The following is a 26,662-nucleotide window of genomic DNA, read 5'->3' on the forward strand; positions in this document are numbered from 1 at the left end:
TAAAACTTATAAATAACCAGGGGTTGGCTTTAACCCGAAACTAATTGATCCTGCATTTTGTAAAGTCGCATCACCCATAAAGGCATGTTGGGTCACCACGTTGGTGTCATTTACAAAACGGCTAAATGGATTGTTGGTATAGATTGCTGTCATACCCGCGAGCATTTGCATTTTTCGGGTCACTTTGGCGCAAACTCGCGCTGCATGGGTACATGCCAGACGCATATCGCTAATCTGTTCAGCAGTGGCTTCACGCCCAGCAATAATTTCATTCCAGACAATATCCATGGTTTGATAAAACCAAGACTTTGCAGCCTGAAACTCTGCATCAGCTTGAGCAAATTCATATTGAGTCACTGGACGGTTTGCAATTTCTGACCCGCCTGTAATAGATGCTTTGCCTGGCGCTAATTTTTCAAATTCTTCTAGTGCAGCAGCTGCAACACCAATACCTACCACAGTTAATACTTGAGTCGCTAAAGACAGTGACGGATATTTAAAAAATGGCTCGCTGAGTTTTGAAGGTTCACCACGTACAAAGGTCCATTTCTTTTCGACCAATACATCTTCGACGACTAAGTCATGGCTTCCCGTACCTTTTAGGCCAACGGTGTCCCAAGTCATTTCGATTTTGGCTTTTTTGGCAGGCATAACAGCCATGCGTGGTAAGCCCTGCATTTCATTGTTTTTAAGTGGTGAAATCCCTACACCAACAATGTCGGCCCCCATGCAGCCACTTGAAAATTTCCAACGTCCACGAACCACGACACCTTCATCTGTAATTTCAGCTGGTTGTGGTGGAAAAATACCTCCGGCAAACACCACATCTGGTCCGTTTTGGTACAATTCTTTAAGTGTATCTTCAGGCAAACTTCCTAAATACGCAGGGCTCATGCCGAAACTTGCTACCCAACCGACTGAACCATCAGCTTTAGATAGGGTTTCGATCAATTCACAAAACTGTCGTGGTGAACATTCGTCACCGCCAAAACGTTTCGGAACCAATGCACGGTAAACACCGATTTGCTTAAGCTTTTCGATAATATCTTGGCTCACATATGCCTGATTATCGAATTCACCTGTACAGGCACGCTCACGTATTTCTTGGCACAAAGCATCTAAGTCAACTGCTTTGTCTTGAGAAGCAAACTCCATTTTAGACAACTTATTCATCATCTAACTCCTTGTAATTTATTGCATTGCATCAACACAAAATTTAGCTATAGCGCATAATTGCTCATCTTTTTGATGCTTTGATACGATCTGTAGGCCCACAGGTAACCCTTCACTGGTTTCAAGTGGCACTGAAATAGCTGGATGTCCTGATAAATTAAATGGTCGAACTAAACCCGTAAGATTTAAAAAAGCGACCGTGTTTTCAGCTTCAGAAACTTTCGGTGGAATTTGTGGAAGTGTCGGTAAAACCAATGCATCATATTTTTCTAGTAGTGCATCAAGTTCTTGGATCAGCTGCGTTTTCACAACTTCTGCTTGTTTCACTTGCTCTAAAGTTGTTGCGGCAGCTTTTAATAAACGACCATTTACATCAGAACCAACTAACCCTGTTTGAGTTAACTCACCAAAAGCTTGCCAATTTTCATAATTAATAATCTGCATGCCTGCATCAAAAGCAGCTTCAAAATGTTCAACTTTTTCTAAAGTGGTCTGTAAATTGGCTTTTTGAAGTGCTTGATAAATACAGTTCCAAACAACCTCATCTGCTTGTACATCCAGCACAGCGAGTTTCGGTGTGCTAATACATGGGGTAGGGTTAAAAGTTGGATCAATAATTTGCATGGCTTTTTCAATCATCTCGACTGAATTTGCAAAAGGGCCAACACAATCTAAAGAACTTGACGGTGGATAAACGCCTTTTCTGCTCACGCGACCGAAAGTTGGCTTTAATCCAAAAACTCCGCAGCACGCAGCAGGCATACGGATAGAGCCGCCCGTATCTGTACCTAAAGTAAAGTCAGCTTGTTTAGCAGCAACTGCCGCAGCCGAACCACTCGAAGAGCCGCCTGGAATAAGTTCAGGATATTTAGGATTGATGGGTGTACCAAAAGCGTGGTTAATGCCTGTAATACCAAAAGCCAACTCATGCAAATTTGTTTTCGCAATAATTTCACAGTCAGCTTTTAAAATGTTTTTAACCACCTCAGCATCATCTTGAGCAGCTTCAACATTTAATAAAGCTCGACTACCCGCAATGGTTTTTAGACCTTGAATATCAATTGTGTCCTTGACCATCACCTTGAGCTTGCCACTTCCTTTATGCACACTTTGGCTGATAATATTCATTCACTTTTCCATGTATTTTTATCTATTAATTAAAATATGAGAAAATTTAATGGAATTGTCAAGTATTTTTTATAATTTGTTCTCAAGGAAATATGCAAAATTTTGTTTATAATAGGATTACCCTTTTTTCACTAAGTTATTGCTTAGCTATGCTTGATCATTTAGAACAATTTCTTCCTAATAAAGAACCGTCGAGTATTCAAAACTTCCCTTTTTTTTGGGTTTCCCAAGTGAATGGAAAATATTCACAACTCATTGAAAAATCAATAAAAAAACTAGGCATTGATAATACACGCCGTAAAATCATTTTAAGTACTAATGCTTTGGGTGAAGCCAGTATTACCGATATCGCTAATCTTTCTACCTTAAAGTTAACGACAGCAACAAAAGCTGTATATCGATTAGTAGAAGATGGAATTGTCGAGGTCTACTCTTCTACCACCGATGAACGAATTTCGATGGTGAAATTAACGGCCAAAGGTGTTGAGCTGGTTGAACAGATTAATCAAATTAGTGTGGTCACCTTAGCAGGCATCCTGAATGCCTTTTCAGAAGATGAGCTTCACAATTTAAATCACCAGTTAAAAAAATTATTTGACCTCATGCCATCAAGTTAATTATTTGACTTGATATCGGGTTAGATACGCTCAAGAGCAGCATGGAAATAGTTCTTCCTTTCTCGCTGCTCTTTATCAAAAGACGTTTCAATATTAAAAAATAAAATAAAAATCAGTTTCTTAATTCAATAAATTATTACTATCTGTTTACTTAACATACTTTTTAGGTATTCTAACATACTCAATAAGTAATGGAATTTTACATATAAAAAGAAAATAATAATTCCATGATATTTAAAAACCCATTAACTCCTAATCGGGTTTAGACACACTCTTCCGGTCTGTACGAGACCAAACTACTCATTTCTAGCCTATTTATTATTCTTATCTAAAGGGGGAAATATCAAAAACTTCAGAGGAATAATAAAAGTTAGATATCAATTTCTTTAAGCGTTTTATACATAAGGATTAAGTGTATGAACCAAAGTAATATCGCTGTTGAAAGGACACAAAAGAAAAGCAATGCGTATGCATGGTATGTCGTCACACTTTGTATGTTGGCATATATATTTTCATTTATTGACCGCCAAATTCTGGCGCTGATGATTGAACCCATTAAAGCAGATCTCCAACTTTCAGATACACAATTTAGCCTGTTACATGGCCTTGCCTTCTCACTGTTTTACGCTGTTATGGGTTTACCCTTAGCTTATATTGCCGATCGTTTTTCACGACCAAAACTGATTTCAATTGGAATTATTGTTTGGAGTCTAGCCACGGCAACTTGTGGTTTAAGTAAAAACTTTATTCAACTTTTCTTGAGCCGTATGGCGGTCGGTGTAGGTGAAGCTGCGTTATCTCCAGCAGCTTATTCAATGTTCAGCGACATGTTTAGTAAAGACAAACTAGGACGTGCTGTCGGGATCTATTCAATTGGCGCTTTTTTAGGTGGTGGTATCGCCTTTTTAGTTGGCGGTTATGTCATTAACTTACTTAAAGGCGTAACGCTCATTGAAGTTCCACTATTAGGCGCACTCAAGGCATGGCAAATTGCCTTTTTTGTAGTAGGTTTACCCGGCATCATTATTGGTCTGCTATTTATTCTGACCGTTAAAGACCCTGCACGTAAAGGCCAACAGCTCAACCAAAATGGACAAGTTGACCAAGTTAAATTCTCACAATGTCTTCAGTTTATTAAAAAACATGCAAAAACATTTGCTTGTCATTATTTAGGTTTTACCTTTTATGCAATGGCACTCTACAGCCTGACTAGCTGGACGCCTGCATTTTATATTCGAAAGTTTCAACTCGCACCGACTGAAACAGGTTACATGCTCGGTACGATTCTGTTAATAGCAAATACATTAGGCGTGTTTTGTGCAGGTTGGCTAAACGACTGGTTTATAAAAAAAGGTCGTCAAGATGCACCGATGTTCACAGGTGTGATTGGGATTGTTGGCCTGATTATTCCAATCGCGTTTTTTACCCAAACAGATCAGCTCTGGCTTTCAGTCAGCTTATTGATTCCTGCAATGTTCTTTGCATCTTTCCCTCTAGTAATTTCGGCCACAGCATTACAAATGTTAGCCCCAAACCAATTTAGAGCACGCCTTTCTGCCCTATTCCTTTTGGTGAGTAACTTAATTGGACTCGGTATTGGTACAACATTGGTCGCAATTATCACCGATAAAGTTTTTGGTAGTCCGTTAATGGTGGGTTCTTCTTTATCTATTGTGGGTGGTTTGTCGTGTGTACTGGCTCTAATTCTGCTTTTTAAAGGCTGCAAATTCTTTAGTGAAAGCATGAAACTTGAAAAATTAAATTAATAGGTCTCACAAATTGCAAAATGTACTCTCTAACTAAACGCTTAGAGAGTACCGAAATATTCAAAATTACGTAGTGCCGAGGACTGGCATACATCTGGGAAATGGATTATGGAATTATTTCACCGTTTTAAACCACACACTTTAGCTGTTGCTACTTTATTACTTATGTGCAGCAGCTCATGGGCTGCAAATCCGAATCAGCAAACTGAAGATGAATGGAAATTCACTTTAAAAAATGCATATATCAATCGTGATTTTGATAACGATGCACTCAAAGATACCGGCAGTTGGTCTCAGGCAGCGTCATTATTTTATAAATCAAAAATGCATGACACTCCCTTAGTCATAGCAGATAAGCCAATCACGATTGGGGCTGATGCTTCTGTTCAATACGCCGTGCGCTTAAGTTCAGACAAACATGTCGCCGACACAGTTTTGCCTTTTAATAAAGAAACACAATCTCAGGCATCAGACTATTTAAAATACGGCGCGACTTTAAAACTTGGCTATGACAAAACCCTTTTAAGTGTCGGTGAACTCTGGCTCGATTTACCTGTAACGGCGGTAGATGCTAGTCGTCAGCTACTCACTTCTTATTGGGGAACTAACTTAAAGTCGCAACTTTCAGATCAGCTTTACGCAGAAATTGGCCGAGTGGAAAAAGTATCTCCACGTAATGAAGAAGACTTTAAAAAGTTTTCATTTACTGCAAATGGAATTACCAAAGAATCTGATGGCCTTAACTACATTGACCTGCGATATCAATTCACGCCGTCTTTAAAGGGTGAATATTACTTCGGTAATTTGGAAGATCTGTATAACAAGCATTATGTTGGACTTGAACATACGTGGAAGCAGCCAACTTTTGCCCTCACCTCTAAGTTTAAGTACTTTAATGCAAAAGATGACGGCAATACTTTTGATATTGATGCGCAGAACATCGGATTACTTGAAACCGTTAAAGTAAAAAACCACACCTTTGGTTTAGGTTACCAACAAATTATTGGTGAATCAGCTTACCCTCTACCAGATGGCTTCTTACCAGAAACCTATTTCATCAACTGGAACGCTACCGGATTCTTTAAAGAAGATGAAAAGTCTTACCATGTGATGTATGGCTACGACTTTAAAGACTATGTACCGGGCCTAAATGCGGTGGTGAAATATGTTTACGGCCATGACTTTAAAGCAGCCAATGGTGAAAAGAACCATGAAACTGAGTCTAATGTGATTTTAAACTATGCATTTCAGCAACCATTCTTAAAAGGTGTTGCCCTGCAATATATTCGTATTGATTACAACGTAAAACATGGCAATGACTTTGGTGAAGACCGTTTATTCGTCAATTACACCAAAAAATTCTAAATAAAAATTACCCCCTAAAATTTAGGGGGTAATTTTTTACCCTAATTTATTGACCAATCTTAAAGGCAAAACTTTCATAGCAATACTCATTGGTAACCATGGCCACTGCGGTACGTAAGCTTTCACTGGTTGTTTTTCAATGGCTTTGACCAAAGCTTTACATCCTGTTTTGGCATCTACCTCAAAGGGTAAATGTTTAGCACCTTCGTTCATTTCAGTACGAATGTAGCCTGGGAAAATGGTTGAGACTTTAATTGGTGTATCCAATAATTCAGCACGAATGCCTTCGGCCAAGTGAGCGACCGCGGCTTTACTTGCAGCATAAGTCGATAAATGTTTTGGTAGTCCGCGCATAGCACTCATGGATGACATCACCACTAAATGACCGGCATTTTGTGCTCTAAAAATTTCAACCGCTGCTTCACATTGCGCTAAAGCAGAAATAAAGTTCGTTTCAGCGGTTGCCTTATTAATTTCAAAATTACCCTTACCAATACGGCGACCATTTCCGACTCCCGCATTTACAATAATTCGGTCTAAATAACCAAATTCTTGTTTGAAGGCGCGAAATACTTCAAAAACCTGATCGTAATTGGTGACATCTAGACTTTTTGCAATCACCTTAATGCCATACTCATTTTCAAGTTCAGTTTTTAAAGTATCTAAACGGTCTAAACGGCGTGCACAAATCGCTAAGTTATAGCCTTTCGCTGCAAATTCATGAGCCATGCCCGCACCCAAACCAGAACTTGCACCTGTAATTAAAATTGTCTTTGCCATGTTTTTATCCTTTTTTTAAATCCATGTCAGTAAATCTGGACGCTCAGCTTTTATAAAATGATGTTCATTTAAACTTAAAACCTGAGCTTCATTTCCAACCAAACGTAAAGTTGTGAGGCTTGTATTGGTAATTGCCCAATTCAAAGCAAAAGTTCGATTGGGACTGAGTTCAAGCAGTTTTCCAATTGCTACAGAAATCACACCACCAGAGGTAAAAACAATTGCATAGCGAGGTTTGGTTTTTGCTAACTCATCACAAAGTTGCTGCAATGCTGTTTCGACTCTTTCTTTAAAATGTGGCCAAGACTCATCATATTCATGATGAAAATCGCCATCTGTCCATCGTCCAATGGCACCTTCGAATATTTTGGCAAGATATGCGCGAGGGTTCTGTTCTTGCGCCACGTCAGCTTTTAACAGTTCAGGCTGTTCAAAACGCGGTTCATAACGGGCAAAAACTTGTTGGTGGTTAAACTCATTCCATAAATTATTATGATGAATCACCGCATCTGGAAAGCATTCATTTAGTGCAAGCTTTGCAGTCTGCTCATGGCGCTGCATAGTTCCTGCCACCACATACGGTTGTTCTTTCAATATTTGCTTAAAATAACGGCCTAACAAATTCGCCTGAGCCTCGCCATTTTCAGACAGCTCATCATAGTTACTTTTACCAAATGATGCCTGTCCATGTCTTACCAGATAAATTGTGGTCATCTTCTTAAAATACCCTGTATTTTCTGTAGAGATTGCTGAGCAAATTCAGATTCTTGCAATTTTTGCTGTGCGATAAGTTTTAAAGCTCTGATATGTAGCGCATGAATCACGATCCAGAAATCTTTAAATGCAGGATTTCGGGTTTGTTTATGGTAATAACGGTAATAGATTTGCTGGGCAATCACTGCTAAACGGAATACCCCAAACACTTCATAAAAAGCCCAGTTTTGAGGCTCCAATCCTGTTTTTTGCAAATAATAGTCAACGACTTCTTTTCGAGAGAACATTCCCTTTAAGTGAGTCGGCTGACGGCGTGTTGATCTAAAAATCATGTTATCCGTTGGCTCAACCCAATAGGCCAAAGCACTGCCCAAATCCATTAATGGATCACCCAAGGTCGCCATTTCCCAATCGAGCACGCCAATCACTTCTGTTGGATGTTCTGGATCTAAAATCACATTATCAAAACGCCAATCATTGTGAATAATACAAGTCGTAGAATCTTGAGGGATATTATCGTTTAGCCATTTTCGAACATATTTAAATGAAGGAACGTTGATTGTACGGACTTTTTCATAGCGCTTATCCCAACCTTCAACTTGTCTACGGCAATATCCCGCACCTTTGCCTAGTTCAGCTAAAGGCGTGTTCTCATAAGGAACTTGATGTAGCTCAATCAGCTTATCAATAACATTTACGCAAAGCTCATGAACATTTTCTTCATTAAAGCCAAGCTCAGGCGGTAATTTTGCACGAGGAATAATGCCTTCAATGCGTTCCATGACATAAAAATCACAGCCAATGACCGATTCATCCTGACAAAGTGCCACCATTTTAGGAAGCACGGGATAATAAGGCGCAAGGTTTTTTTGCACCATATATTCACGGGCCATATCGTGGGCCGACTTCGCTTTTGTTCCTTTTGGAGGACGACGTAAAATTAAATCGGTATTTTCATACTTTAAACGATAAGTCCAATTCGACGCTCCACCTGTATATTGAGTAACGACGGCTGGGCCAATCAACTCAACACCTTGGCTTTTTAACCAGTTTTCAACTGCCCCAATATCAAGCTCTTCACCTTCACGTACTTCACCGCCTACATCAATTACCGACATATTCACTTCCTTTAAACTTATACTTTCTTATGACGACCGAAATAACCACGTTTGGCCAACTCTAATTTGGCAATCATGCCTTTATGTACTTCATCTGGACCATCAGCTAAACGTAAACTGCGTGCTTGAGCAAAGAAACCTGTTAATGGTGTATCTCTTGAAAGGCCCGCACCGCCATGTAACTGAATCGCCATGTCGACTACTTTTTCTAAAACACTCGGAGCCACTACTTTAATTGCAGATATTTCTGTTAAAGCAGCCATATTTCCTAAAGTATCCATTTTATAAGCAGCATACAAGGTTAAAAGTCTAGCTTGATCTATGGCTACCCGCGCATCGGCTACACGTTCGAGGTTTCCGCCAAGCTTTAAAATTTCTTTGCCAAACGCCGTTCTAGACATGCCTCTATCAATCATAAGCTCTAAAGCTTTTTCAGCAGCCCCAATACAGCGCATGCAATGGTGAATACGCCCCGGCCCTAAACGACCTTGTGCAATTTCAAAACCTTGGCCCGCTCCACCAATAAAGTTTTCAAGAGGCACTCGAACATTATTAAAGTGAACCTCACCGTGTCCATGTGGCGCATCGTAGTCACCAAACACAGGTAACATACGTTGAATTTCGACACCCGCCGTATCAATCGGTACTAAAACCATAGAATGTTGATGATGACGGTCTTTGGTTTCATCTGGAGTATGTGCCATAAAAATAATGACTTTAGCATTTGGGTCACCTAAACCAGACGACCACCACTTTTTGCCATTTAAAACAATTTCATTACCATCGATGAGCGCAGTCGCTTGCATATTGGTTGCATCGCTTGAAGCAACATCCGGTTCAGTCATACAAAAAACCGAACGGATTTTGCCGTCCAATAAAGGCTGTAGCCATTGCCGTTTTTGTTGTTCACTACCATAGCGCCATAACAATTCCATATTTCCCGTATCCGGTGCATTACAGTTAAAAACCGTAGGTGCCAATAAACTACGACCAGTTAATTCGGCTATATGAGCATATTCTTGAACAGTTAACCCAGCACCCAGCTTTTCATCGGGTAAAAACATATTCCAAAGACCGGCTTGTTTAGCTTTAGATTTCAGAGTTTCTAAGAGCTCTGGCCATTGCCATTTTTTCCAGTTTCCATCTGGATTTAACTCATGAACTTCTTCCCAAAATTTTGCTTCAACAGGTTCTATTTCTTCTAAAATAAATTTTCTAGTTCGCTCGGTGAAGTCCTGAGCTTTCTTTGAGAGTTCAAACATTCTTTTTCCTTTACATCATTATCTTGTCTTTACATCAACATAACTTGAAACTTAATATGAATGAAATGATTTTATTAAATAACACCTCATGAATAATATTCATAACCTGCATGGACTAGACTTAAGTTTTTTTCATCGAATTGATATCAATTTATATCCGCTATTCATCGCGATTTATGAGCAAAAAAGTATTTCAAATGCAGCAAGTAGTCTTAATATTACGCAGTCGGCGGCAAGTCACGCTTTGCAAAGATTACGTCAGCAGCTTGAAGATGATGTATTTATACGAGTAGGCAATAAAATGTCTGCCACTCCTTTTGCAGAACAAATTTATCCGACAGTGAAACAGGCACTTTTAACGATTCAAAATATTAGCCAGCAAAAACATGTCTTTGATCCCACAAGTTTAAAAAACTTAAAAATCGCCGTTCATGATGAGATTGAACCAATTATTCTTCCAAGGCTGGCTCAACATTTTCAGAATCTTAATTTAGATTTACAGTTTGTCAGTATGAAGCTAGATCGAAAACATATTATGGCGGACTTGGCGACGCAGCAGCTCGATTTCGTGATTGATTTGGAACAATACTTATCTCCAAAAATTACCTTTGACCATCTGGTAACAGATGAGTTTGTCATTTGCAGTCAACTTAAAGAAGTCGATTTATCTAGTTATATCAGTGGACGGCATATTGGGGTTTCTTCACGCCGTACAGGTGCTTTACTTGAAGATATTTATTTAAACCAACATCAAAAAATTTCAAGAAATGTATTCATGCGCTGTCAAAACTACTCAACAGCGTTACAAGTTTTGGGAGCTCAAGCTAACGCAATATTGACTATGCCCCGAATGATTTTGCAGCATTTATCCTATAGTTCGGAAATTCGTTTGCATTCACTCCCATTTGAGATGACCAATATCAAAATGGGGATGTTTTGGCATGAAGATTTAAGGGATAATTTAAGGCATCAATTTTTGCGACATGAAATTATTAAACTTTTTCAGTAAAGCAAATTGATCTACTAACACCTACATCGTACAAGGACCAGTCATGAGTAAAGATGAACGAATAATCCAGAATCAGGACAACAAGAAAACTATTCGTCATGAAGATTACATTGCTGGCATCGGTAAAGGCATGGCAATTTTAGATAGCTTTAGTAGCAATCAACATCGCCTAAACATTTCTATGGCCGCTGAAAAAACTGGGCTTACCCGAGCGGCAGCAAGACGCCATTTATTAACCTTAGAATATCTAGGTTATCTTGAGTCAGATGGCCACTATTACTATTTAACCCCAAAAGTCCTGAAATTTTCAGGAGCATATTTGGGCGCTGCTCAACTTCCAAAAGTATCGCAGCCTTTATTAAACTTATTAACTAATCAAACCTCTCTTATTTATTCTGTGATGGTACTTGACGGTTATGAGGCCATTACCATTGCGCGTAGTGCGGCGCACCAACAAACTGACCGTGTAAATCCATACGGCTTACACTTGGGTAATCGCTTACCTGCTCATGCGACATCGGCGGGTAAAATTTTACTGGCACATTTAAGCCAAGAAGAACAATTGGACTGGCTTCAAAAATACCCGCTACAGCGTTTAACCAAATATACGCATATTGAAAACGATAAATTTTTAGAGTTACTACAAGAGATTCGAGAACAAGATTGGTGTTATTCACGTGAAGAACATGAATTAGGCGTTCACGCACTCGCCGTACCTATTTATGGGCAAGACTTTAAAGTCGTTGCGGCTTTAAACATTGTTTCTCCAACCATGAAAACAACTGAAGAATATTTAATTCAACACATTTTGCCTTTATTGCAAGAGACTTCGCGGGATTTGAGACAAGTTCTTTAAATCTTACTTAGGCTATTTTGATAGGATAAATTTCATTATTCGCTTAGGCTATTTAGAGCATGAATACGATTCAAAATAAATGCTTAGGCTATTTCTAGAAGTAGTTGAAAGGAATTTTCAAATAACGAATGCCGTTTGATTCTGGCTCCGGAAAATTCCCACCGTTCATATTAATTTGAATTGAAGGCAGAATTAATTTTGGCATTGCCAAAGTTGCATCTCGTTCTTGACGCATTTTTATGAATGAGTCTTTGGAAACACGTCGGTTTAAATGAATGTTGCTTTGCTTTTGAGTTTTAATATCTGTTTGACAGACATATTCATCACGGCCTTCGGGTTTATAGTCATGGCATAAGAACATACGCATGTTATCAGGAAGTGTATAAAGCTTTTGTACCGAATCATAAAGTGCAGCCGCACTTCCTTTCGGAAAGTCGCATCTCGCTGAGCCATAATCGGGCATAAATAGAGTATCACCCACAAAAACAGCATCACCAATTACATAGCTGAGACAAGCTGGTGTATGTCCTGGTGTAGGAATGTTATATGCTTCTATATTCCCTATTTTAAAGTGCTCATTATCTTCAAATAGATAGTCAAAAGGCTGATTTGCATTGATTTGTTTAAAGTCAAAATTATAGATAGCCGAAAATGTTTCCTGTACAACAGAAATTTTCTTGCTAATTGCAACTGTACCGCCCAATTTAGATTTTAAATATTGGGCTGCGGTCATATGGTCGGCATGGACATGAGTTTCTAAAATCCATTGCACTTTAAAGTTTTGAGCCAAGACATAATCGACAATCAGATCAGCATTGGTTGTTTTTGTAGTTGCTGAAGCTGCATCGTAGTCAAGCACACTATCAATAATAGCGCATTGACGAGTCGCTAAATCCGCAACAACATAGCTAAAAGTATTGGTATTTTCATCAAAAAAATCTTTTACTAGAGGTTGTTGCATAGGTTTAATTTCCTTTATTTAAGACTCGGTAAATAAACATTCCCGATAACATGGCCACAATAAAATAAAGCGCTTCAAAATGTCCTAATCCAACAAGCGTTAAAGCGGGCGCTGGACATATCCCTGCTATTCCCCAGCCTATACCGAAAATAAAAGCACCAACAATTAACCTTTGGTCAATCTGTGTATTCATTGGTAATTGAATTTTCTCATTAAAAAGCGTTTTAGGGCTTTTCATCGCCTTTTGAAATGGAATAAATGCTACAGCAATCGCGCCTAGCATCACAAACATTAAGCTGATATCCCACTGCCCAAAGATATCTAAAAAACCTAATACCTTTTCAGGATTCGACATGCCCGAAATCATTAAGCCTAATGAAAACAAACCACCAAATATAAAAGCTAAAATGTTTTTCATAGGATTACCCCAATACATGACGAATGATATAAACGGTTAACATGCCAGCAAACATAAAAACTGCTGTCGCTATCATTGAGCGTTTTGATAGCCTGCTCATCCCACAAATACCATGACCACTTGTACAGCCTGATCCTAGTCGTGTACCAAAGCCAACAAGTACACCTGCTAAAATAAGTGCAAATGTATTGGCTTTAATTTCAATTTCAGGCTGATAAAAATAGCCATATATGAAAGGTGTAATGACGAGTCCGGCAATAAACCAGAATGCAGAATTTTTAAAAGTATCTTTAGTAGGATTAATGACTTGAGCAAGTAATCCACTAATTCCAGCGATACGGCCATTTATATATAAATAACCAACTGTTGCGATTCCGAGTAACAAACCACCTAAAAAGGCATAGACAATATTTGACATATAACCACTCTTAACAATATATGTTTTTATAATGTGTATTATACGCTTATTCCTTTAGAAATACTTAAAATAAAACTTTTGAGTTTATAATTCTTCTTAACAAGAAAAAGCCCCAAGGTTTTGGGGCTTTTGTCATTAAATTAGATCTTTAATGCCTAATTGTTCTGGCAGTTTTTCCATGACTTTATTTAATCTATTATTTGCAGGAGACATACAACCTGTGTAATGGCTTAATTTTGTTTCCGTGCCATTTGGTTGAATCCATGAAATGTAATAGCTAGACATATCAGTTGCTGTTTGCTGACAACCCGCAGTTTTAGATTGTGTGCCTGTTTCAGGACGATAAGCTTTTAGATCATCTGCAAGTTTTTTATAGTCTTTTACGCTACCTTGAATTTCTTTAACACCAATAGCTTTAGTGTATTGCTTGCCTTCAAAACGAATTAAACCTGTAGGTGTTACTTCTACAGAATAGATTGGGCATGCACCAAAGCATGGGCTAGAAGCATAACGAATTGTTTCTTGTGTATTCGGTGCTTGCTGAACAGAAGCACAACCCATCAAAGCTAAACCAGATAAAGTTGCAAGAACCAAAAATCTCATTACATCACCTATTATTATCAAGTAGGTTTAATTTAACAAATCATACACTTCTTGTCATTAAAGACTATTTTATGTGATTGTTTTCATAAATTTATATGTCTTAATGCTTAGACTATTTTTATAATAATCAAATATTACGATTTCAATCACATAAAAAAAGGCCCATCTTGCGATGAGCCTTAAGCCAATAAAAGCTTAAATTCCTGAAATACAAATTATTACTGGGTAGTAATAACCTGCGATGACTATTCTAACGTAATGCTATAAATTATATAAATATAATATAAATATATATTTACGCTTGTTTTTTCAGCAAAAAAATCCTACTTTTCAGGACTAAAAAGTCAATAATGTTTATTTCTAATTAAAATTCACAACTTTAAGTTAAACAAAACTTAACAAACAAAGAAGATTTATTTATAGGTAAAACATTGTGAAAAAACATCTAATCGTTCGGCTACATCTAGTGTTCAAGCATTATCAATCTGAGGAATATTTTAGGTTTTGCAATGAGTTAAAACACTTTTTTACTATTTGGTAAAGCTATCTAGTTAAAACAATAGAATTTACTCAATCATTTTAATATAAAAAATATATTAAAGTTAAAGGCAAAAGAAGAATACTCTTCTTTTGCCCATTAAGTTACTTCTCTAAACTATAAGCGATTACATAATCACCATGATCAGGTGATTGACGTGCTCCGCCCGCCGTAACAACAACAAATTGTTTACCTGTTTTCGGTGAAACATAGCTTATTGGAGTTCCTTGACTGCCTACTGGCATACGTGATTTCCACAGTTCTTTACCTGTAGATGAATCAAATGCACGTAAGTAATAATCTTGTGTTGCAGCAAAGAAAACCAAACCACCTTGAGTTGCCATCGGCCCACCAATTGTTGGCATACCGATCGGTGCTTTTAAGCCCATTTTGATGCCCATAGGTCCTGTGTCTTCAACCGTACCCAGTGGGACTTGCCATGCGACTTGACGAGTTTTCATGTCAATTGCAGTCATAGTACCGAATGGTGGTTTCTGACAAGGAATGCTTAAAGCAGACATAAAGCGGTTTTTATTCACTTTATATGGTGTACCTTTCATTGGTACAGCACCCATACCTGTATTTACTTTTTCACCGCCACTCGCCTGAATCTTAATATCTTCAGGAGTTTGCTCCATCAATTGAACCCATAAGCCAAGGCGCATATCGTTCACAAACATATAACGATGAGTCGGATCAAAAGCAATGCTACCCCAGTTCATGCCACCCAAAGAACCTGGGAAGCTTAATGAAACGTCAGTACCCGGTGCAGTAAATAGACCTTCGTAACGCATTGACTTGAAGTTAATACGGCACATAAGTTGATCAAACGGCGTTGCACCCCACATATCTGATTCAGTTAAAGTCTGATTACCAATTTGAGGCATTTCAACTGAACGTGGTTGAGTTGCACTGTATTGCTCACCCGGAATATTGGCAGGCTTAACTGGCTGTTCAATTACTTTAGTCAGTGGTTTACCAGTTACGCGGTCAAGCACAAAGAATTGACCTGATTTGGTTCCAATCACAACAGCAGGTTTAGTCGTACCATCTTTCAATGGGAAATCAACTAAACTTGGTTGCATTGGTAAATCAAAGTCCCATAAATCGTTATGAACAGTTTGATATACCCACTTTTCTTTACCTGTTGTCGCATCAAGTGCCAAAACAGAAGTATTGTATTTATGATCTAACGGATTACGGTTACCACCCCAAATGTCGACAGATGAGCTACCCATAGGTAAGAACACCGTATTCATTTGCGGATCATATGACATCGCAGCCCAAGAGTTTGCCGAACTACGTTTATAGGTTTCACCCGGTTTAAGAACATAGTTAGGATCTGGATTACGTGCATCAAACGCCCAGCGAAGTTTACCCGTAATAACGTCATAACCACGGATAACACCACCCGGCATATCTGCTGCTACGTTATCGGCAATACGGCTACCCACCACAATGGTTGTTCCAGCAATAGTCGGTGCAGAAGTCACTTCAAAACGTGGAGCTTTAGTTCCAGCTCCCAGACCTTCTAACAGATCAACCGTTCCATTTACACCAAAATCAGCACAGCGCTGACCGTTATCTGCATTCACTGCAATTAAACGACCATCTGGTGTATTGGTATATAAACGGCGTGGGCATGCTGTATTGGTTGCAACTGTGGTTACTGCATTTGCACCAGCCAAAGTTGGTTGTACAAGTGGCTTGGTTGAATCAAAGTATGCAACCCCACGGCAACGTTCCCAAGCATCAGCTTTAGAGTTCACTTCAGCTTTCCAGAGTTGTTTGCCCGAGTCAGCATCTATCGCAAAAATGTTGTTATGTGGTGTACATAAAAAAACTTTATTTCCAACTTGTAGCGGGGTCATTTGGTCTTCAGCACCATTACCACTACCTGTTGTAAAATCACCTGTTCTAAAACGCCAAGCTTCTTTTAGTTTATGAACGTTATCTCGGTTAATTTGATCGAGAGCAACAAAGCGACTACCACCCGCATCATTACCATAATTTTCCCAATTTACCTGTTTTTTAGCAGGGTCAACTGGCACTAAAGGTAACTTTTCACCTGAGCTTGCTACTGTCGGATGCGGTTGGAACATTTGATAGAACGCAATCAACATACCGACAACAACTAACCCACCCACTGCATAAGATGAAGAGGCCAAACTAGTTTGAAATTGGTAACGTCGAATTGAAGGCAAGGTAAATAACAATGCGGCAAAAAGACCAGCAGGAAACATTAACCGCGAGAATAACGGCCAGAATTCCCATCCTGCATCAACAAATGACCAAATTACGGTGCCAACAAAAACAGCCGCAAAAATCCAGACACCAAGTGTCTTTTTACGAAAAATACTAAACGCAGAAATAGTAATCAACAGTCCTGCGACTAGGAAATACCAAGACCCACCTAGAGACACCAGCTTGCCACCGCCTACGATGTAAAAAACACCAGTAGCCAATAAAACTAGGCCTAATAGAAAACACCATATTTTGAATAAGATATGAAACTTAGAATCTGACTCAGACATAGATCCTACTCCACATATACTGAACACAATAGTTCAAGCATTTGGGCCAGTTAAACCATGTCTAACCAGCCATCAATATTGTTAAAAATTGACTTTTACGCTTAAGCCCGCCACCCAAGCATCATCAACTGCTTTTACACCAGCAGGTTGATGGATATATTGAATGTTTGGACGTAACATAACGGCCGGAGACCATTGATAGGTATAGTTCAACTCAACATTTAGTTCGTCGTCTTGAATTGGAATATAGTCAGATGCAAGTGCATCGTAGTTATAATATCCACGACTTTCGTTTGTTGCGATCTGCTTATCTTTAGCGCGATCATTGACCACATAATTGGCAATACCAAAACCAATCGAGTCATTTGGACGGCTATCAAATGGCCCCTTATACCAAAGAGCAAGTTGTTGCGTACTTTGGACAAAGGTGGTCGCTTTATCGTTCACCACACCGTTCACACTGATATATAAACCACGCTTAGGGTCTTCGCCTTTATGCGTAAGTTGTTGTTGTGCATTAATCCAGAAACTTTGTTTCCCGTCATGAACTTTATCCGCAGTTTTAATATCATTCGCTTCTGCGGTTGAGTACAGCGCACCTACTTTATATTCACCCGGTAAGCCATTAAATGCAGCAAGTTTTGGTTTCCATGCAAGCTCAACGGGTATGGTTGCACCCTTCACGTTGTTCATATCCAGATTAAAACCATCACTATTTGATTCGGTTTTAATGTTATCTGGGTTTACTTCATACACACCAACACCCAGAGTCCACTCAGGGGCAAATTGATATTTAACGTTTGTCGCCCAAACACCGACTGGCGAGTTGTACCAAATTGAACCGATTGATTTTCCTAACTGCCCACCGCAAAGCAATAAATTCTGGAACTCGCATTGAGAACCATTAAAGTCTTCTGACATACCCATACGACCAAATTTGACCTGTACGGTGTTATCAGCGAAGCCTTTTTTCACCCATGCTTGAGATAAACGCCAGATTTTACCTCGACCATAAATTTCTTGAGCATTGCCTAACTGGCTAGAACGTGGGTCTTTAATACGTTCTAGCGTAAGTGCATTACCGTCACGTTTAGTCACGACTAGGCTCGCTGTTGTATCTTTCCATCCAGCAATCTTTTCTAAATCGAAGTTTGCACCTAAAGAAAGCTGCGCAGCATTTTCAAAAGTATTACTGTCGTTGTATCCACCATCTAAATTTGTGGCCGCTTGGCTCATGATAGAAGCTGTAAATTTATAGCCCTGTTGTTCTAGCTGCTGGCGTTCACCATTCCAGTCACCTAGCAACCATTGTCTGTCTTGTGACCATGGTTCATTCGCAAGCGCAAATTGGCTGCCTATTACAGCGATTGTTAACACACTCAGTTTCATTACATTTGGCATTTCAAGTCCCTTTTATCATTTCTATATTTCTATGCTGCGCCTCGGTTTGAGGCGCTTCCCTTATAGTTGTTATTTAATTTGTACGGCCGAACTAAGTTCAGACGTCGCTCCAAAGCGATCAGTGATATTCGCTGTAATTGAGGCAACTTTTACAGTCGGCTTCCAATTCGCTTTTGCATTGCCTTCGGCATCTGTAGCAACGGTAACAGCTCCTAAATATTGCTCAGCTTCTTTTGATGCAGCATTTTGATTTCCAAAGAACTCAACTTGATAGCGTTGGTTTGGTAAACCATTAATTTCTATAGCAACTGAACTTTTAGTAGCGGTTAACTTAGGTGCTTTAATGCCCTGATTCGGCTGAGCATTACAGTTTTGTTGATTTGGTTGAGTACATGTCTTTTGTTGCTTAGATGGATCAACAACTACACCGCCGCCACGAGAACCGACAAAACCTTCATGCTCAAGTGCAGGTACACCAAATACAATTGCACCTAAACGCTGATTTGGTACACATGAACCGCCAGCTTCACAGCGTTTAATATCTTTACCATTGTCCCAAATTAGATTTTTAGTCAATGTAATTTTTGCGTTTGCATCTTTTTCCGAACGAATAGCAACACCAATACGGTTACCATGCACTCTATTGCTATCAAGAATGTTGCCATCGCCTGTCATGTTGAAACCAATCGAGTTATTGGTCATTTCGTTGTAGGCAATATAGTTACGCTTACCCCAGTTAATCTGTAAGCCATCCGAGTAGTTTTCGAATTTATTACCAACTACGGCATTGTCATTACCCCACAAAATTTCAATACCTTGTGATGGCTCTGGGTTTGCTTTCGTTGAAACAAAATGGTTATTCGCAATTAAGTTAAATGCTGCACCACGGGTCAGTTCTAAGCCATCACCATTGTCTTGGAAAATGTTGTCTAAGACTTTGTTGTTATTGGTCGTGGTTGCAGTTGGGTTACCTTGTCCGTCATCACCAGTAAGCATGACACCAGCACCACCATAATTATTACTAATACGGTTATGTTGAATAAGGTTATTGCTTGAACGGTTAACCAATACACCAATACAGAAACGATGAATGTCTAAACCTTTTAAAGTGACATTGTTGACGTCACGTAGTACCAATCCGGGTAAAGTCATGGTACGGACATTTGTTCCGTATTGTTCAGGGTTTGCACCTGGGCAAGCTTTTGCCCCTTCGCCTTTAATGTAATTTGATCCATCAATTGCGATGTATTCACCCGTTTTATCCCACTGGGTACCAATAATTTTGACAGGTACTTTAATTTCAGGAAGTGCGCTATTTAATTTAATCGCATATGGTGCTTTACCTACCGCCTGAATCAAGATCTCGCTCGCTTCGCTTGAATTTGCATTGGCTTGTTCAATTGCCCAGCGTAAAGAACCTTTATTGCTATCATCCTGATAACGGTCAACAACATAAGTTTGTGCCGCTGCCATTCCTGAAACCATCAAACCTAATGCAAGAGTAGTTAAACGTAATGTATTCATTTCATCATGTCCTTATGATTTATGGGTTTGCTGGTTGAACGGTTTTTAAAATCTGTTTGAGCTTGGTTACATCAATTTGACCCGGTGCAGATGCTTCACCAATCATGCCAAAACTATAACTTCCACCCATATTGGCTGTGGCAACACGAGAAATCGTACCTAATTGCCCCATCGACATCGTTAACAATGGTTTAGTTGTTTGCTGACTTACTTTTAAAGTTGCGTTCATTAAAGTGAAAACGTCTTGTTTAGATTTTGGCATTACGGCAATTTTTAGAATATCTGCGCCCATTTGATCTTGTTTTAACAAGCGTTTTTCAATTTCATCTTGGCTTGGCGTTTTTTGGAAGTCATGATTAGACATCACCACTAACACTTTCTTTTGATGTGCTTTTTGAACAATCTCTGAAACTACTTTTTGATCACGGAACATTTCAACATCTAACCAGTCCATGAACGGATTTTTTAAATAAGCCTGATAAGTCTTGCCATAATCAGCATCACTAATTTCAAGCTGTCCACCTTCGTTTTTAGTACGAATTGTGGCAATCATCGGCTTATTGCCTAATATCTTTTTCAATTCATGACCCAAAGCAATCACTTGTTTTGTATCACTCGCAAAACTGAGTAAATCGATACGAAACTCTGCCAAATCAGCATCTGCTGTATTTGCAATGACTTGAGCTTGCGCTAAAGCTTGTTCTTTAGTTTTTGCTGTAATCGGAACAATCGTTTTAACAGCTGTAGTCGCAGGTTGTGTTTGAGTAGCTAAAGCAACAGGTTCAGCATTTACCTGTGCTGTAGAAAATGGGAGTGCAAGCAAACTTAAGCTTAATAATGTTTTCATGTTCATATCATTCATCCTTAAAAAGGCTACACGCATCCTTGAATAATCAGGTGTAGCCTTAGGTGTTTCTTAAATATCAAAAAATACTGTTTCGTTATCGCCTTGAATACGAATATCAAAGCGGTAAACAATTTCACCATTTTCTTCAAAGCGTTTTGCAATAAGAGTTTGACGACGAGGTGCCCACTCAATACTATTTAGAATTGCATCATTGCCATTTGCTTCGGCTTCATCTTCAAAATAAACACGTGTGTGAAGACCTAAGTTAATACCGCGAGCGAAAATCACTAATGCAATATGAGGTGCCTGAGTTGAACCTTTGCGACCTGCTGTAGCACCCGGTTTAATTGTATTAAAGCTCCATATACCTGTTTCAAAGTCAGCACCAGTACGGCCCCAACCCTGAAATGCAGGATCAGCTTTTTGCTCACGCGTATCTGCCTGACTTGGGTAAATACCATTCGCATCGGCTTGCCAAATTTCGATCAGCACGTCGCGCAGCGGTAAACCTAATCCGTCAAATACTTGACCTTCAAGACGAATACGCTCGCCTTTAGTTTGGTCTTGTACCAACTGGTTATTAAAGTTGTTTTCAAACACTTCAATATTTGCTTGTTGTGGCAATAAACCAATGTGGACGTAAGGACCACCTGTTTGAGATGGAGTTTCTTTTAATTCCTGAAAATTCCAGTTATTCATGCTCGTGCTCCCGATTAAGTCAAATCATTTTCGAAGTAAGTCGCTCGACGACCACGTAACGTGATGTCAAAACGGTAACAACGGCTATCAGCTTCGATAAAGTTGTTTTTATCTTCTAGTGCAATCAATGCACGACGTTGATCTTCAGAAGGAATCGTTTTTAAGATCGGGCAAGTATCAATGAGCGTATCGCCTTCAAAATAAAACTGCGAAATTAGGCGCTGAGCCCAACCATCAGCAATTAAAGAGAAGTGAATATGAGCTGGGCGCCATTCATTGATACGGTTACGCCATGGATATGGACCTGGTTTAATGGTACGGAAGATATAAAAACCATTTTCGTCAGTCAATGTACGACCACACCCACCGAAGTTAGGGTCCATTGCACCAATAAACTTATCGTTTGGATGGCGATAACGACCTGAAGCATTGGCCTGCCATACTTCTAAAAGTGCATTTTTTACAGGACGACCAAACTGGTCACGGACATAACCATGAACAATGACACGCTCACCAATTGGTAAACCATCTTTGGCATAGTTCAAAATCAAATCGTTATCTTTTGGGCCAAACAAATTTGAAGAAAAATGCGGTGAAGTAACTTCAGTTAAAGTCTCATTAATAGAAATCAATGCATTTTTTGGCGAACGTAAAACACTTGTCTTATAACCTTCTGCATATGCAGGTGGATGATCTTCTGTATTACGTTGGGCGTAAGCACCCCAGCTATGTTGTGACATCTTTATCTCCTTAATCCTGTTCTTTCGCTGCAACTGAGTTGACTTCTATTCCCAACTCTTTAAAGACTTCTTCAGCCATATGCATTGCAGCGTTTGCAGCAGGTAAACCCGCATAGAGTGAACTGTGTAAGATCAACTCTTTTAAATCGTCTTTGGTTACGCCATTGTTGAAGCAAGCACGTAAATGCATGCGCAGTTCGTCTTCACGGCCAAGTGCCAATAAAATTGCGATCGTCACTAAACTACGTGTATGACGTGGCAGGCCTGGACGAGACCACACCTCACCCCATGCGTAACGGCTAATAAAATTTTGGAAATCTTGGTTAAAGTCATTTAGGTTTTGCAAAGACCGACCAACATGCTTTTCACCCAAAACTTCAGTCCGCACTTCAATGCCTTGTTTATAGCGTTGTTCATCATTCATTGTGATAGACCTCTATTAAGTTGCATCGGTATGCGCAACAAGTGATTTAACAAATACAGCAACAGCCGCAGCAGTCGCTGGAATTAGTAATAAACTGAGAATGGCAGTAAACGACCAATCATTGCCAAGTAATACAGCCCCAATCCAAGCACCAAATACCGCGCCAAAACGCCCAATTCCGGTCATCCAAGACACACCCGTTGCACGGCACTGCGTTGGATAAAAACGAGCACTTAACGCTGGCATTGAAGATTGCGCCCCATTAATCGCGATACCTGCGCAAAGAACCAATACAGCAAGTAATGTTGAGTTTCCTAAGCTTTGACCCACAGCAATTGCGAACAGACCGGCAGCAAAGTAGAAAATGGCAATCACTCGGTTCGGGTTAAATTTGTCCATAGCCCAACCAATAAACAACGCACTCACCACACCACCAAACTGGAACAATCCACCGATAAATGCAGCACGCTCCATTGAAGCACCTGTTTCACGCATGAGGGTTGGCAACCAGCTTGTAAGCAAGTAAACAACCACTAAGCCCATGAAATAGGTCAACCAAAGTAAAAGTGTTCCTTTTGCATATGGTTTAGAAAACATAATTCCAAAAACATTTTTCTTTTGAGCTGTTTCAGTTTTCTCTTCAGGTACATGGAATGCAGTCGCATTTTGAACTTGAGTTGGCGCGATATGATTTAAGATTTTGCGTACTTTTTCAGGGTTCTTACCTTTAACAATTAAAAAGCGGTAAGACTCAGGTAATACAAAAATCACTAAAACCATTAAGATCAAAGGTGACCAGCCGCCAAGTAAAAATAGACTGTGCCAACCGTAGGTCGGGATGAGCCAACTACTAATAAAGCCACCTGTTGCCATACCTAAGTTGTAGCCACAGAACATACATGTCACCAACAGTGAACGAATGCGTGTTGGACAGTATTCAGAGAATAATGTGGTGGCATTTGGCATCGCTGCCCCCAAACCAATACCTGTCAAAAAGCGTAAAACGACAAGACTATCTAAGTTGGTTGCATAAGCAGACGCTAAAGTAAAACCACCAAACACAAGCATCGAAAAAGCTAAAACGATTTTTCGACCAAAACGGTCAGCTGTTGGGCCAGAAACCAAAGCTCCAATAATCATTCCACCAAGGGCAGCACTCATCACTGGGCCTAACTGAGAGCGATCAACGCCCCAGTCTTGAGCCAAAGCTGGAGCGATAAAACCCATTGCAGCAGTATCGATACCATCAGTAAAAATAATTAAGAAACAGATGATTGCGATCATCCATTGATATTTACTCAGTGGAGCATCATTAATTAATGCTTGAGCATCGATACTTTTATTTGGTGCAGCGTAATCCTGAGACGCCATATTTGCCTCCTTAAGGCCAATTCCTTTTAAACTACTAAGCTATTAGATTTGCTGAATAAACTTAGTCAATTCCTGAGTAAATCTTTGCGGTTGCTCAATATTAGAAAGATGAGATGCTTCCAATTTAGCAATTTGACTGTTCTTAATAGCATTCTGCATAAACTCAGCATCTACTACTGTTGTCACTGGATCTGCCGTTCCTGCAATGAGCAATATCGGAACTTGGATTTGCGTAATTTCATCTCTTAAATCAGCATGTGCTAAAGCACGACACGCATTGGCATAACCTTGTGCTGGTGTGTTTGCCAAACTTTGAATCGTCGTTTGTGCAACCACATTATGTTGATAGTCGAATTTTTCACTAAACCAACGCGTATGCGTGGTTTTAACCAATTCAGCCAGTCCATTTTGTTCTACTGATTCTGCGCGACTCAACCACGCCTCAGCCTGTCCAATTTTTGCCGCTGAATTTGCGACAGTAATGCTTAGAAAGCGCTCTGGGTAATGGATAGCTAACCAAAGCCCTGTAATTCCGCCCATTGAAATGCCACAAAAATGAGCTTTTTCAATATCTAAGGCATCTAAAATATCGACTACATCTTCACCTAAATTTTGTAAAGATGTTTCAGCGATCACATCACTTTCGCCATGACCACGTGTGTCGTATGTAATGACATTAAAATGACTTTTAAGCTCATCTACTTGTGGCTGCCACATTCCATGATCTGTTCCTAACGAGTTAGATAACACAAGTGCTGGAGCATCTTTTAATCCGTCGGTATATACAGCGAGCTGTTTACCTTGTCGATTGGTTATAAGCTGTTTCACTTTATGTCTCCTCCTTGTGCTTCTTGCAGAACAGCATCAATTTGAGCTTGAATGTTGCCCAAATAGTTTTCTGCTTTAAATATTTCCAAAATTTCTGTTTGACTAAAATGTTCTTTTACTTCATCTAACTGACTAACAACTTCAGATAAATGCTGGTTTTGTGCTACTGCTGTTTTACAAGCCGCTTCAACGACATGATGTGCATTTAAACGTCCAATTTTTGGAGCAAGCGCCATCATGACAGCTTCCGCCATAATCAACCCGTTGGTACATTCAAGATTACGTTGCATATGCTCAGCATTAACTTCAAAACCTTGTAAAACTTCACCAGTACGACTTAATGCTCCAGCACAAAGCTGAAAAATTTCAGGAATTGCTAACCATTCTGCATGCCATGCACCTAGGCTACGCTCATGTTCCTGCACCATGCTTTGATAAATGCTAGACATAAGCGCTGGTACACGATTTGCTGCTGCAAGTACTGAAGCCGCTGCGACTGGATTACGTTTATGCGGCATGGTCGATGAACCACCACGACCTTTCGCAGTTGGCTCAAACAACTCGGCAATTTCGGTTTGCATCATGAGTGACCAATCACGTGCCATCTTGCCGGTATTCCCGACAATCATGCCAAGCACGCTTGCAATTTCTACAATACGGTCGCGCTCACCATGCCATGTGCTTGTCGGTACAGTCAGATTCAGTTGCTGAGCAAATGCACTCACTACAAATGAACCTTGATCTTGCAAAGAAGCTAATGAACCCACAGCACCCCCTAGCTGAGCAGTGAGTACACGTGATTTCATTGCTTGAATACGGTCTAAATCCCGTTTAAATGCAGAAGCCCAGCGAGCAAGCTTATGCCCTAAAGTAATTGGTAAAGCTTGCTGTAACCATGTACGTCCAATCATGACTTGATAGCGATATTGCTTAGCTTGTTGTAATGTAGCGGTGTAGCACTGTTGAAGTTGTGCTTCCACAATATTTAACGCATCGCGGCATTGCAAAATACAAGCTGTGTCTAAAATATCCTGACTTGTTGCGCCCCAATGCACATAACGTGAAGCATCTTCATCTACATCTTTAACAATTGCCGTAAGCTGCTTTACAAATGGAATTGCGATATTTCCAGCTAAGCCTGTGGCTACAGCCAACGCTGAAAAGTCAAACTTTTCTATTGCCTGCTCAGCTACTTGGGCAATGGTATTAGCCGCATTTTGAGGAATCACGCCAACTTTTGCCTGTGCTTGAGCTAACGCAACTTCAACCTGAATCATATATGTGATTAAAGATGAGTCACTAAAGATGTCAGTGACGTCTTTTTGATAAAACAAGCTGGCATATAACTGGCTCATGATTAGACTCTCTCAATAATCAATGCGATGCCTTGACCTACACCAATACACATTGAACACAAGGCATAACGACCACCTGTTTGCTCAAGCTGGTTTAAAGCTGTAGTTACAAGGCGTGCACCTGATGCACCGAGAGGATGGCCTAAGGCAATCGCACCACCATTTGGATTTACCTTGTCAGAGTCATCTGGCAAACCTAAATTACGAGTAACT

Annotated in this window: 25 protein-coding genes and 1 pseudogene; 5 read left to right on the forward strand and 21 right to left on the reverse strand. The window is 39.7% G+C overall.

Annotation, left to right across the window (positions count from 1 at the left end):
• Nucleotides 1-6: 6 nt before the first annotated feature.
• Together ACT53H_RS18590 and ACT53H_RS18595 are read right to left on the reverse strand one after the other, a co-directional pair.
• Nucleotides 7-1,155: an acyl-CoA dehydrogenase family protein gene (locus ACT53H_RS18590; RefSeq protein WP_238611589.1), complete on the reverse strand. Its 1,149-nt coding sequence runs from the start codon at nucleotides 1,153-1,155 to the stop codon at nucleotides 7-9.
• Nucleotides 1,156-1,191: 36 nt separating this feature from the next.
• Nucleotides 1,192-2,301: an amidase gene (locus tag ACT53H_RS18595; RefSeq protein WP_476009842.1), complete on the reverse strand. Its 1,110-nt coding sequence runs from the start codon at nucleotides 2,299-2,301 to the stop codon at nucleotides 1,192-1,194.
• Between the two features lie 149 nt (nucleotides 2,302-2,450).
• On the opposite strand from ACT53H_RS18595, the gene ACT53H_RS18600 reads away from it, so the two are divergent.
• The 3 genes from ACT53H_RS18600 to ACT53H_RS18610 all read left to right on the forward strand — a co-directional run bounded on the left by ACT53H_RS18600 (nucleotide 2,451) and on the right by ACT53H_RS18610 (nucleotide 6,049).
• A complete protein-coding gene (locus ACT53H_RS18600; protein ID WP_009392094.1) occupies nucleotides 2,451-2,918 on the forward strand; it encodes a MarR family winged helix-turn-helix transcriptional regulator in 468 nt (155 codons plus the stop codon).
• Between the two features lie 416 nt (nucleotides 2,919-3,334).
• Nucleotides 3,335-4,684: a spinster family MFS transporter gene (locus ACT53H_RS18605; RefSeq protein ID WP_476009843.1), complete on the forward strand. Its 1,350-nt coding sequence runs from the start codon at nucleotides 3,335-3,337 to the stop codon at nucleotides 4,682-4,684.
• Nucleotides 4,685-4,792: 108 nt separating this feature from the next.
• On the forward strand, nucleotides 4,793-6,049 hold the full coding sequence (locus ACT53H_RS18610) for an OprD family outer membrane porin (protein ID WP_476009844.1): 1,257 nt from the start codon (nucleotides 4,793-4,795) through the stop codon (nucleotides 6,047-6,049).
• 36 nt (nucleotides 6,050-6,085) lie between these two features.
• Here ACT53H_RS18610 and ACT53H_RS18615 read toward each other — a convergent pair whose 3' ends face one another.
• Genes ACT53H_RS18615 through ACT53H_RS18630 form a run of 4 tightly spaced genes read right to left on the reverse strand, consistent with a single transcriptional unit; the run spans nucleotide 6,086 to nucleotide 9,923 of the window.
• Nucleotides 6,086-6,829 (reverse strand): SDR family oxidoreductase, encoded by a 744-nt coding sequence (locus tag ACT53H_RS18615; protein WP_476009845.1) that lies wholly within the window; start codon nucleotides 6,827-6,829, stop codon nucleotides 6,086-6,088.
• A gap of 15 nt (nucleotides 6,830-6,844) precedes the next feature.
• On the reverse strand, nucleotides 6,845-7,543 hold the full coding sequence (locus ACT53H_RS18620) for a histidine phosphatase family protein (RefSeq protein ID WP_476009846.1): 699 nt from the start codon (nucleotides 7,541-7,543) through the stop codon (nucleotides 6,845-6,847).
• A complete protein-coding gene (locus ACT53H_RS18625) occupies nucleotides 7,540-8,661 on the reverse strand; it encodes a phosphotransferase family protein (RefSeq protein ID WP_476009847.1) in 1,122 nt (373 codons plus the stop codon). Before ACT53H_RS18625 ends, ACT53H_RS18620 begins: the two co-directional genes overlap by 4 nt.
• A gap of 17 nt (nucleotides 8,662-8,678) precedes the next feature.
• The gene (locus tag ACT53H_RS18630; RefSeq protein ID WP_476009848.1) at nucleotides 8,679-9,923 is read right to left on the reverse strand and encodes an acyl-CoA dehydrogenase family protein; all 1,245 of its coding nucleotides are present in this window, start codon (nucleotides 9,921-9,923) and stop codon (nucleotides 8,679-8,681) included.
• A gap of 88 nt (nucleotides 9,924-10,011) precedes the next feature.
• Here ACT53H_RS18630 and ACT53H_RS18635 point away from each other — a divergent pair, with 88 nt between their 5' ends.
• The gene (locus ACT53H_RS18635; protein ID WP_151743692.1) at nucleotides 10,012-10,932 is read left to right on the forward strand and encodes a LysR family transcriptional regulator; all 921 of its coding nucleotides are present in this window, start codon (nucleotides 10,012-10,014) and stop codon (nucleotides 10,930-10,932) included.
• Nucleotides 10,933-10,975: 43 nt separating this feature from the next.
• Nucleotides 10,976-11,788: an IclR family transcriptional regulator PcaU gene (pcaU, locus tag ACT53H_RS18640; protein ID WP_003652006.1), complete on the forward strand. Its 813-nt coding sequence runs from the start codon at nucleotides 10,976-10,978 to the stop codon at nucleotides 11,786-11,788.
• 94 nt (nucleotides 11,789-11,882) lie between these two features.
• Here pcaU and ACT53H_RS18645 read toward each other — a convergent pair whose 3' ends face one another.
• From ACT53H_RS18645 to ACT53H_RS18715, 15 genes and pseudogenes are all read right to left on the reverse strand, one after another.
• Nucleotides 11,883-12,749 (reverse strand): MBL fold metallo-hydrolase, encoded by an 867-nt coding sequence (locus ACT53H_RS18645; RefSeq protein WP_353157215.1) that lies wholly within the window; start codon nucleotides 12,747-12,749, stop codon nucleotides 11,883-11,885.
• Between the two features lie 4 nt (nucleotides 12,750-12,753).
• The gene (locus ACT53H_RS18650) at nucleotides 12,754-13,167 is read right to left on the reverse strand and encodes a DUF6691 family protein (RefSeq protein ID WP_034596192.1); all 414 of its coding nucleotides are present in this window, start codon (nucleotides 13,165-13,167) and stop codon (nucleotides 12,754-12,756) included.
• Nucleotides 13,168-13,171: 4 nt separating this feature from the next.
• Nucleotides 13,172-13,585 carry a YeeE/YedE family protein gene (locus tag ACT53H_RS18655; protein ID WP_004792036.1) on the reverse strand — a complete coding sequence of 138 codons (414 nt, stop codon included), beginning with the start codon at nucleotides 13,583-13,585 and terminating at the stop codon, nucleotides 13,172-13,174.
• Between the two features lie 135 nt (nucleotides 13,586-13,720).
• Nucleotides 13,721-14,179 carry a DUF6438 domain-containing protein gene (locus ACT53H_RS18660; protein WP_080645698.1) on the reverse strand — a complete coding sequence of 153 codons (459 nt, stop codon included), beginning with the start codon at nucleotides 14,177-14,179 and terminating at the stop codon, nucleotides 13,721-13,723.
• Nucleotides 14,180-14,830: 651 nt separating this feature from the next.
• Nucleotides 14,831-17,260, reverse strand: coding sequence for a glucose/quinate/shikimate family membrane-bound PQQ-dependent dehydrogenase (locus tag ACT53H_RS18665; protein WP_476009849.1), 2,430 nt, complete (start codon nucleotides 17,258-17,260; stop codon nucleotides 14,831-14,833).
• Nucleotides 17,261-17,341: 81 nt separating this feature from the next.
• Nucleotides 17,342-18,661, reverse strand: a complete 1,320-nt coding sequence (locus ACT53H_RS18670; RefSeq protein WP_353157222.1) for a carbohydrate porin — start codon at nucleotides 18,659-18,661, stop codon at nucleotides 17,342-17,344.
• A gap of 69 nt (nucleotides 18,662-18,730) precedes the next feature.
• A complete protein-coding gene (locus tag ACT53H_RS18675; RefSeq protein WP_476009850.1) occupies nucleotides 18,731-20,185 on the reverse strand; it encodes a right-handed parallel beta-helix repeat-containing protein in 1,455 nt (484 codons plus the stop codon).
• A gap of 19 nt (nucleotides 20,186-20,204) precedes the next feature.
• Nucleotides 20,205-21,032: a type I 3-dehydroquinate dehydratase gene (aroD, locus tag ACT53H_RS18680; RefSeq protein ID WP_476009854.1), complete on the reverse strand. Its 828-nt coding sequence runs from the start codon at nucleotides 21,030-21,032 to the stop codon at nucleotides 20,205-20,207.
• 69 nt (nucleotides 21,033-21,101) lie between these two features.
• Nucleotides 21,102-21,731 (reverse strand): protocatechuate 3,4-dioxygenase subunit alpha, encoded by a 630-nt coding sequence (gene pcaG / locus ACT53H_RS18685; protein WP_151962971.1) that lies wholly within the window; start codon nucleotides 21,729-21,731, stop codon nucleotides 21,102-21,104.
• A gap of 14 nt (nucleotides 21,732-21,745) precedes the next feature.
• Nucleotides 21,746-22,471, reverse strand: a complete 726-nt coding sequence (gene pcaH / locus ACT53H_RS18690) for a protocatechuate 3,4-dioxygenase subunit beta (protein ID WP_016137964.1) — start codon at nucleotides 22,469-22,471, stop codon at nucleotides 21,746-21,748.
• Between the two features lie 10 nt (nucleotides 22,472-22,481).
• On the reverse strand, nucleotides 22,482-22,895 hold the full coding sequence (gene pcaC / locus ACT53H_RS18695) for a 4-carboxymuconolactone decarboxylase (protein ID WP_004792026.1): 414 nt from the start codon (nucleotides 22,893-22,895) through the stop codon (nucleotides 22,482-22,484).
• A 15-nt stretch (nucleotides 22,896-22,910) separates the two neighbouring features.
• Nucleotides 22,911-24,266, reverse strand: coding sequence for a 4-hydroxybenzoate transporter PcaK (gene pcaK / locus ACT53H_RS18700; protein WP_004792024.1), 1,356 nt, complete (start codon nucleotides 24,264-24,266; stop codon nucleotides 22,911-22,913).
• Between the two features lie 42 nt (nucleotides 24,267-24,308).
• Nucleotides 24,309-25,094, reverse strand: coding sequence for a 3-oxoadipate enol-lactonase (pcaD, locus tag ACT53H_RS18705; protein ID WP_476009851.1), 786 nt, complete (start codon nucleotides 25,092-25,094; stop codon nucleotides 24,309-24,311).
• Nucleotides 25,091-26,449: a 3-carboxy-cis,cis-muconate cycloisomerase gene (pcaB, locus tag ACT53H_RS18710; protein ID WP_476009852.1), complete on the reverse strand. Its 1,359-nt coding sequence runs from the start codon at nucleotides 26,447-26,449 to the stop codon at nucleotides 25,091-25,093. The genes pcaD and pcaB overlap by 4 nt, the downstream gene beginning before the upstream one ends.
• A 2-nt stretch (nucleotides 26,450-26,451) precedes the next feature.
• A pseudogene (locus ACT53H_RS18715) lies at nucleotides 26,452-26,662 on the reverse strand (acetyl-CoA C-acyltransferase); the annotation flags it as partial.

The sequence above is a fragment of the Acinetobacter sp. DMC2 genome (assembly GCF_056314305.1).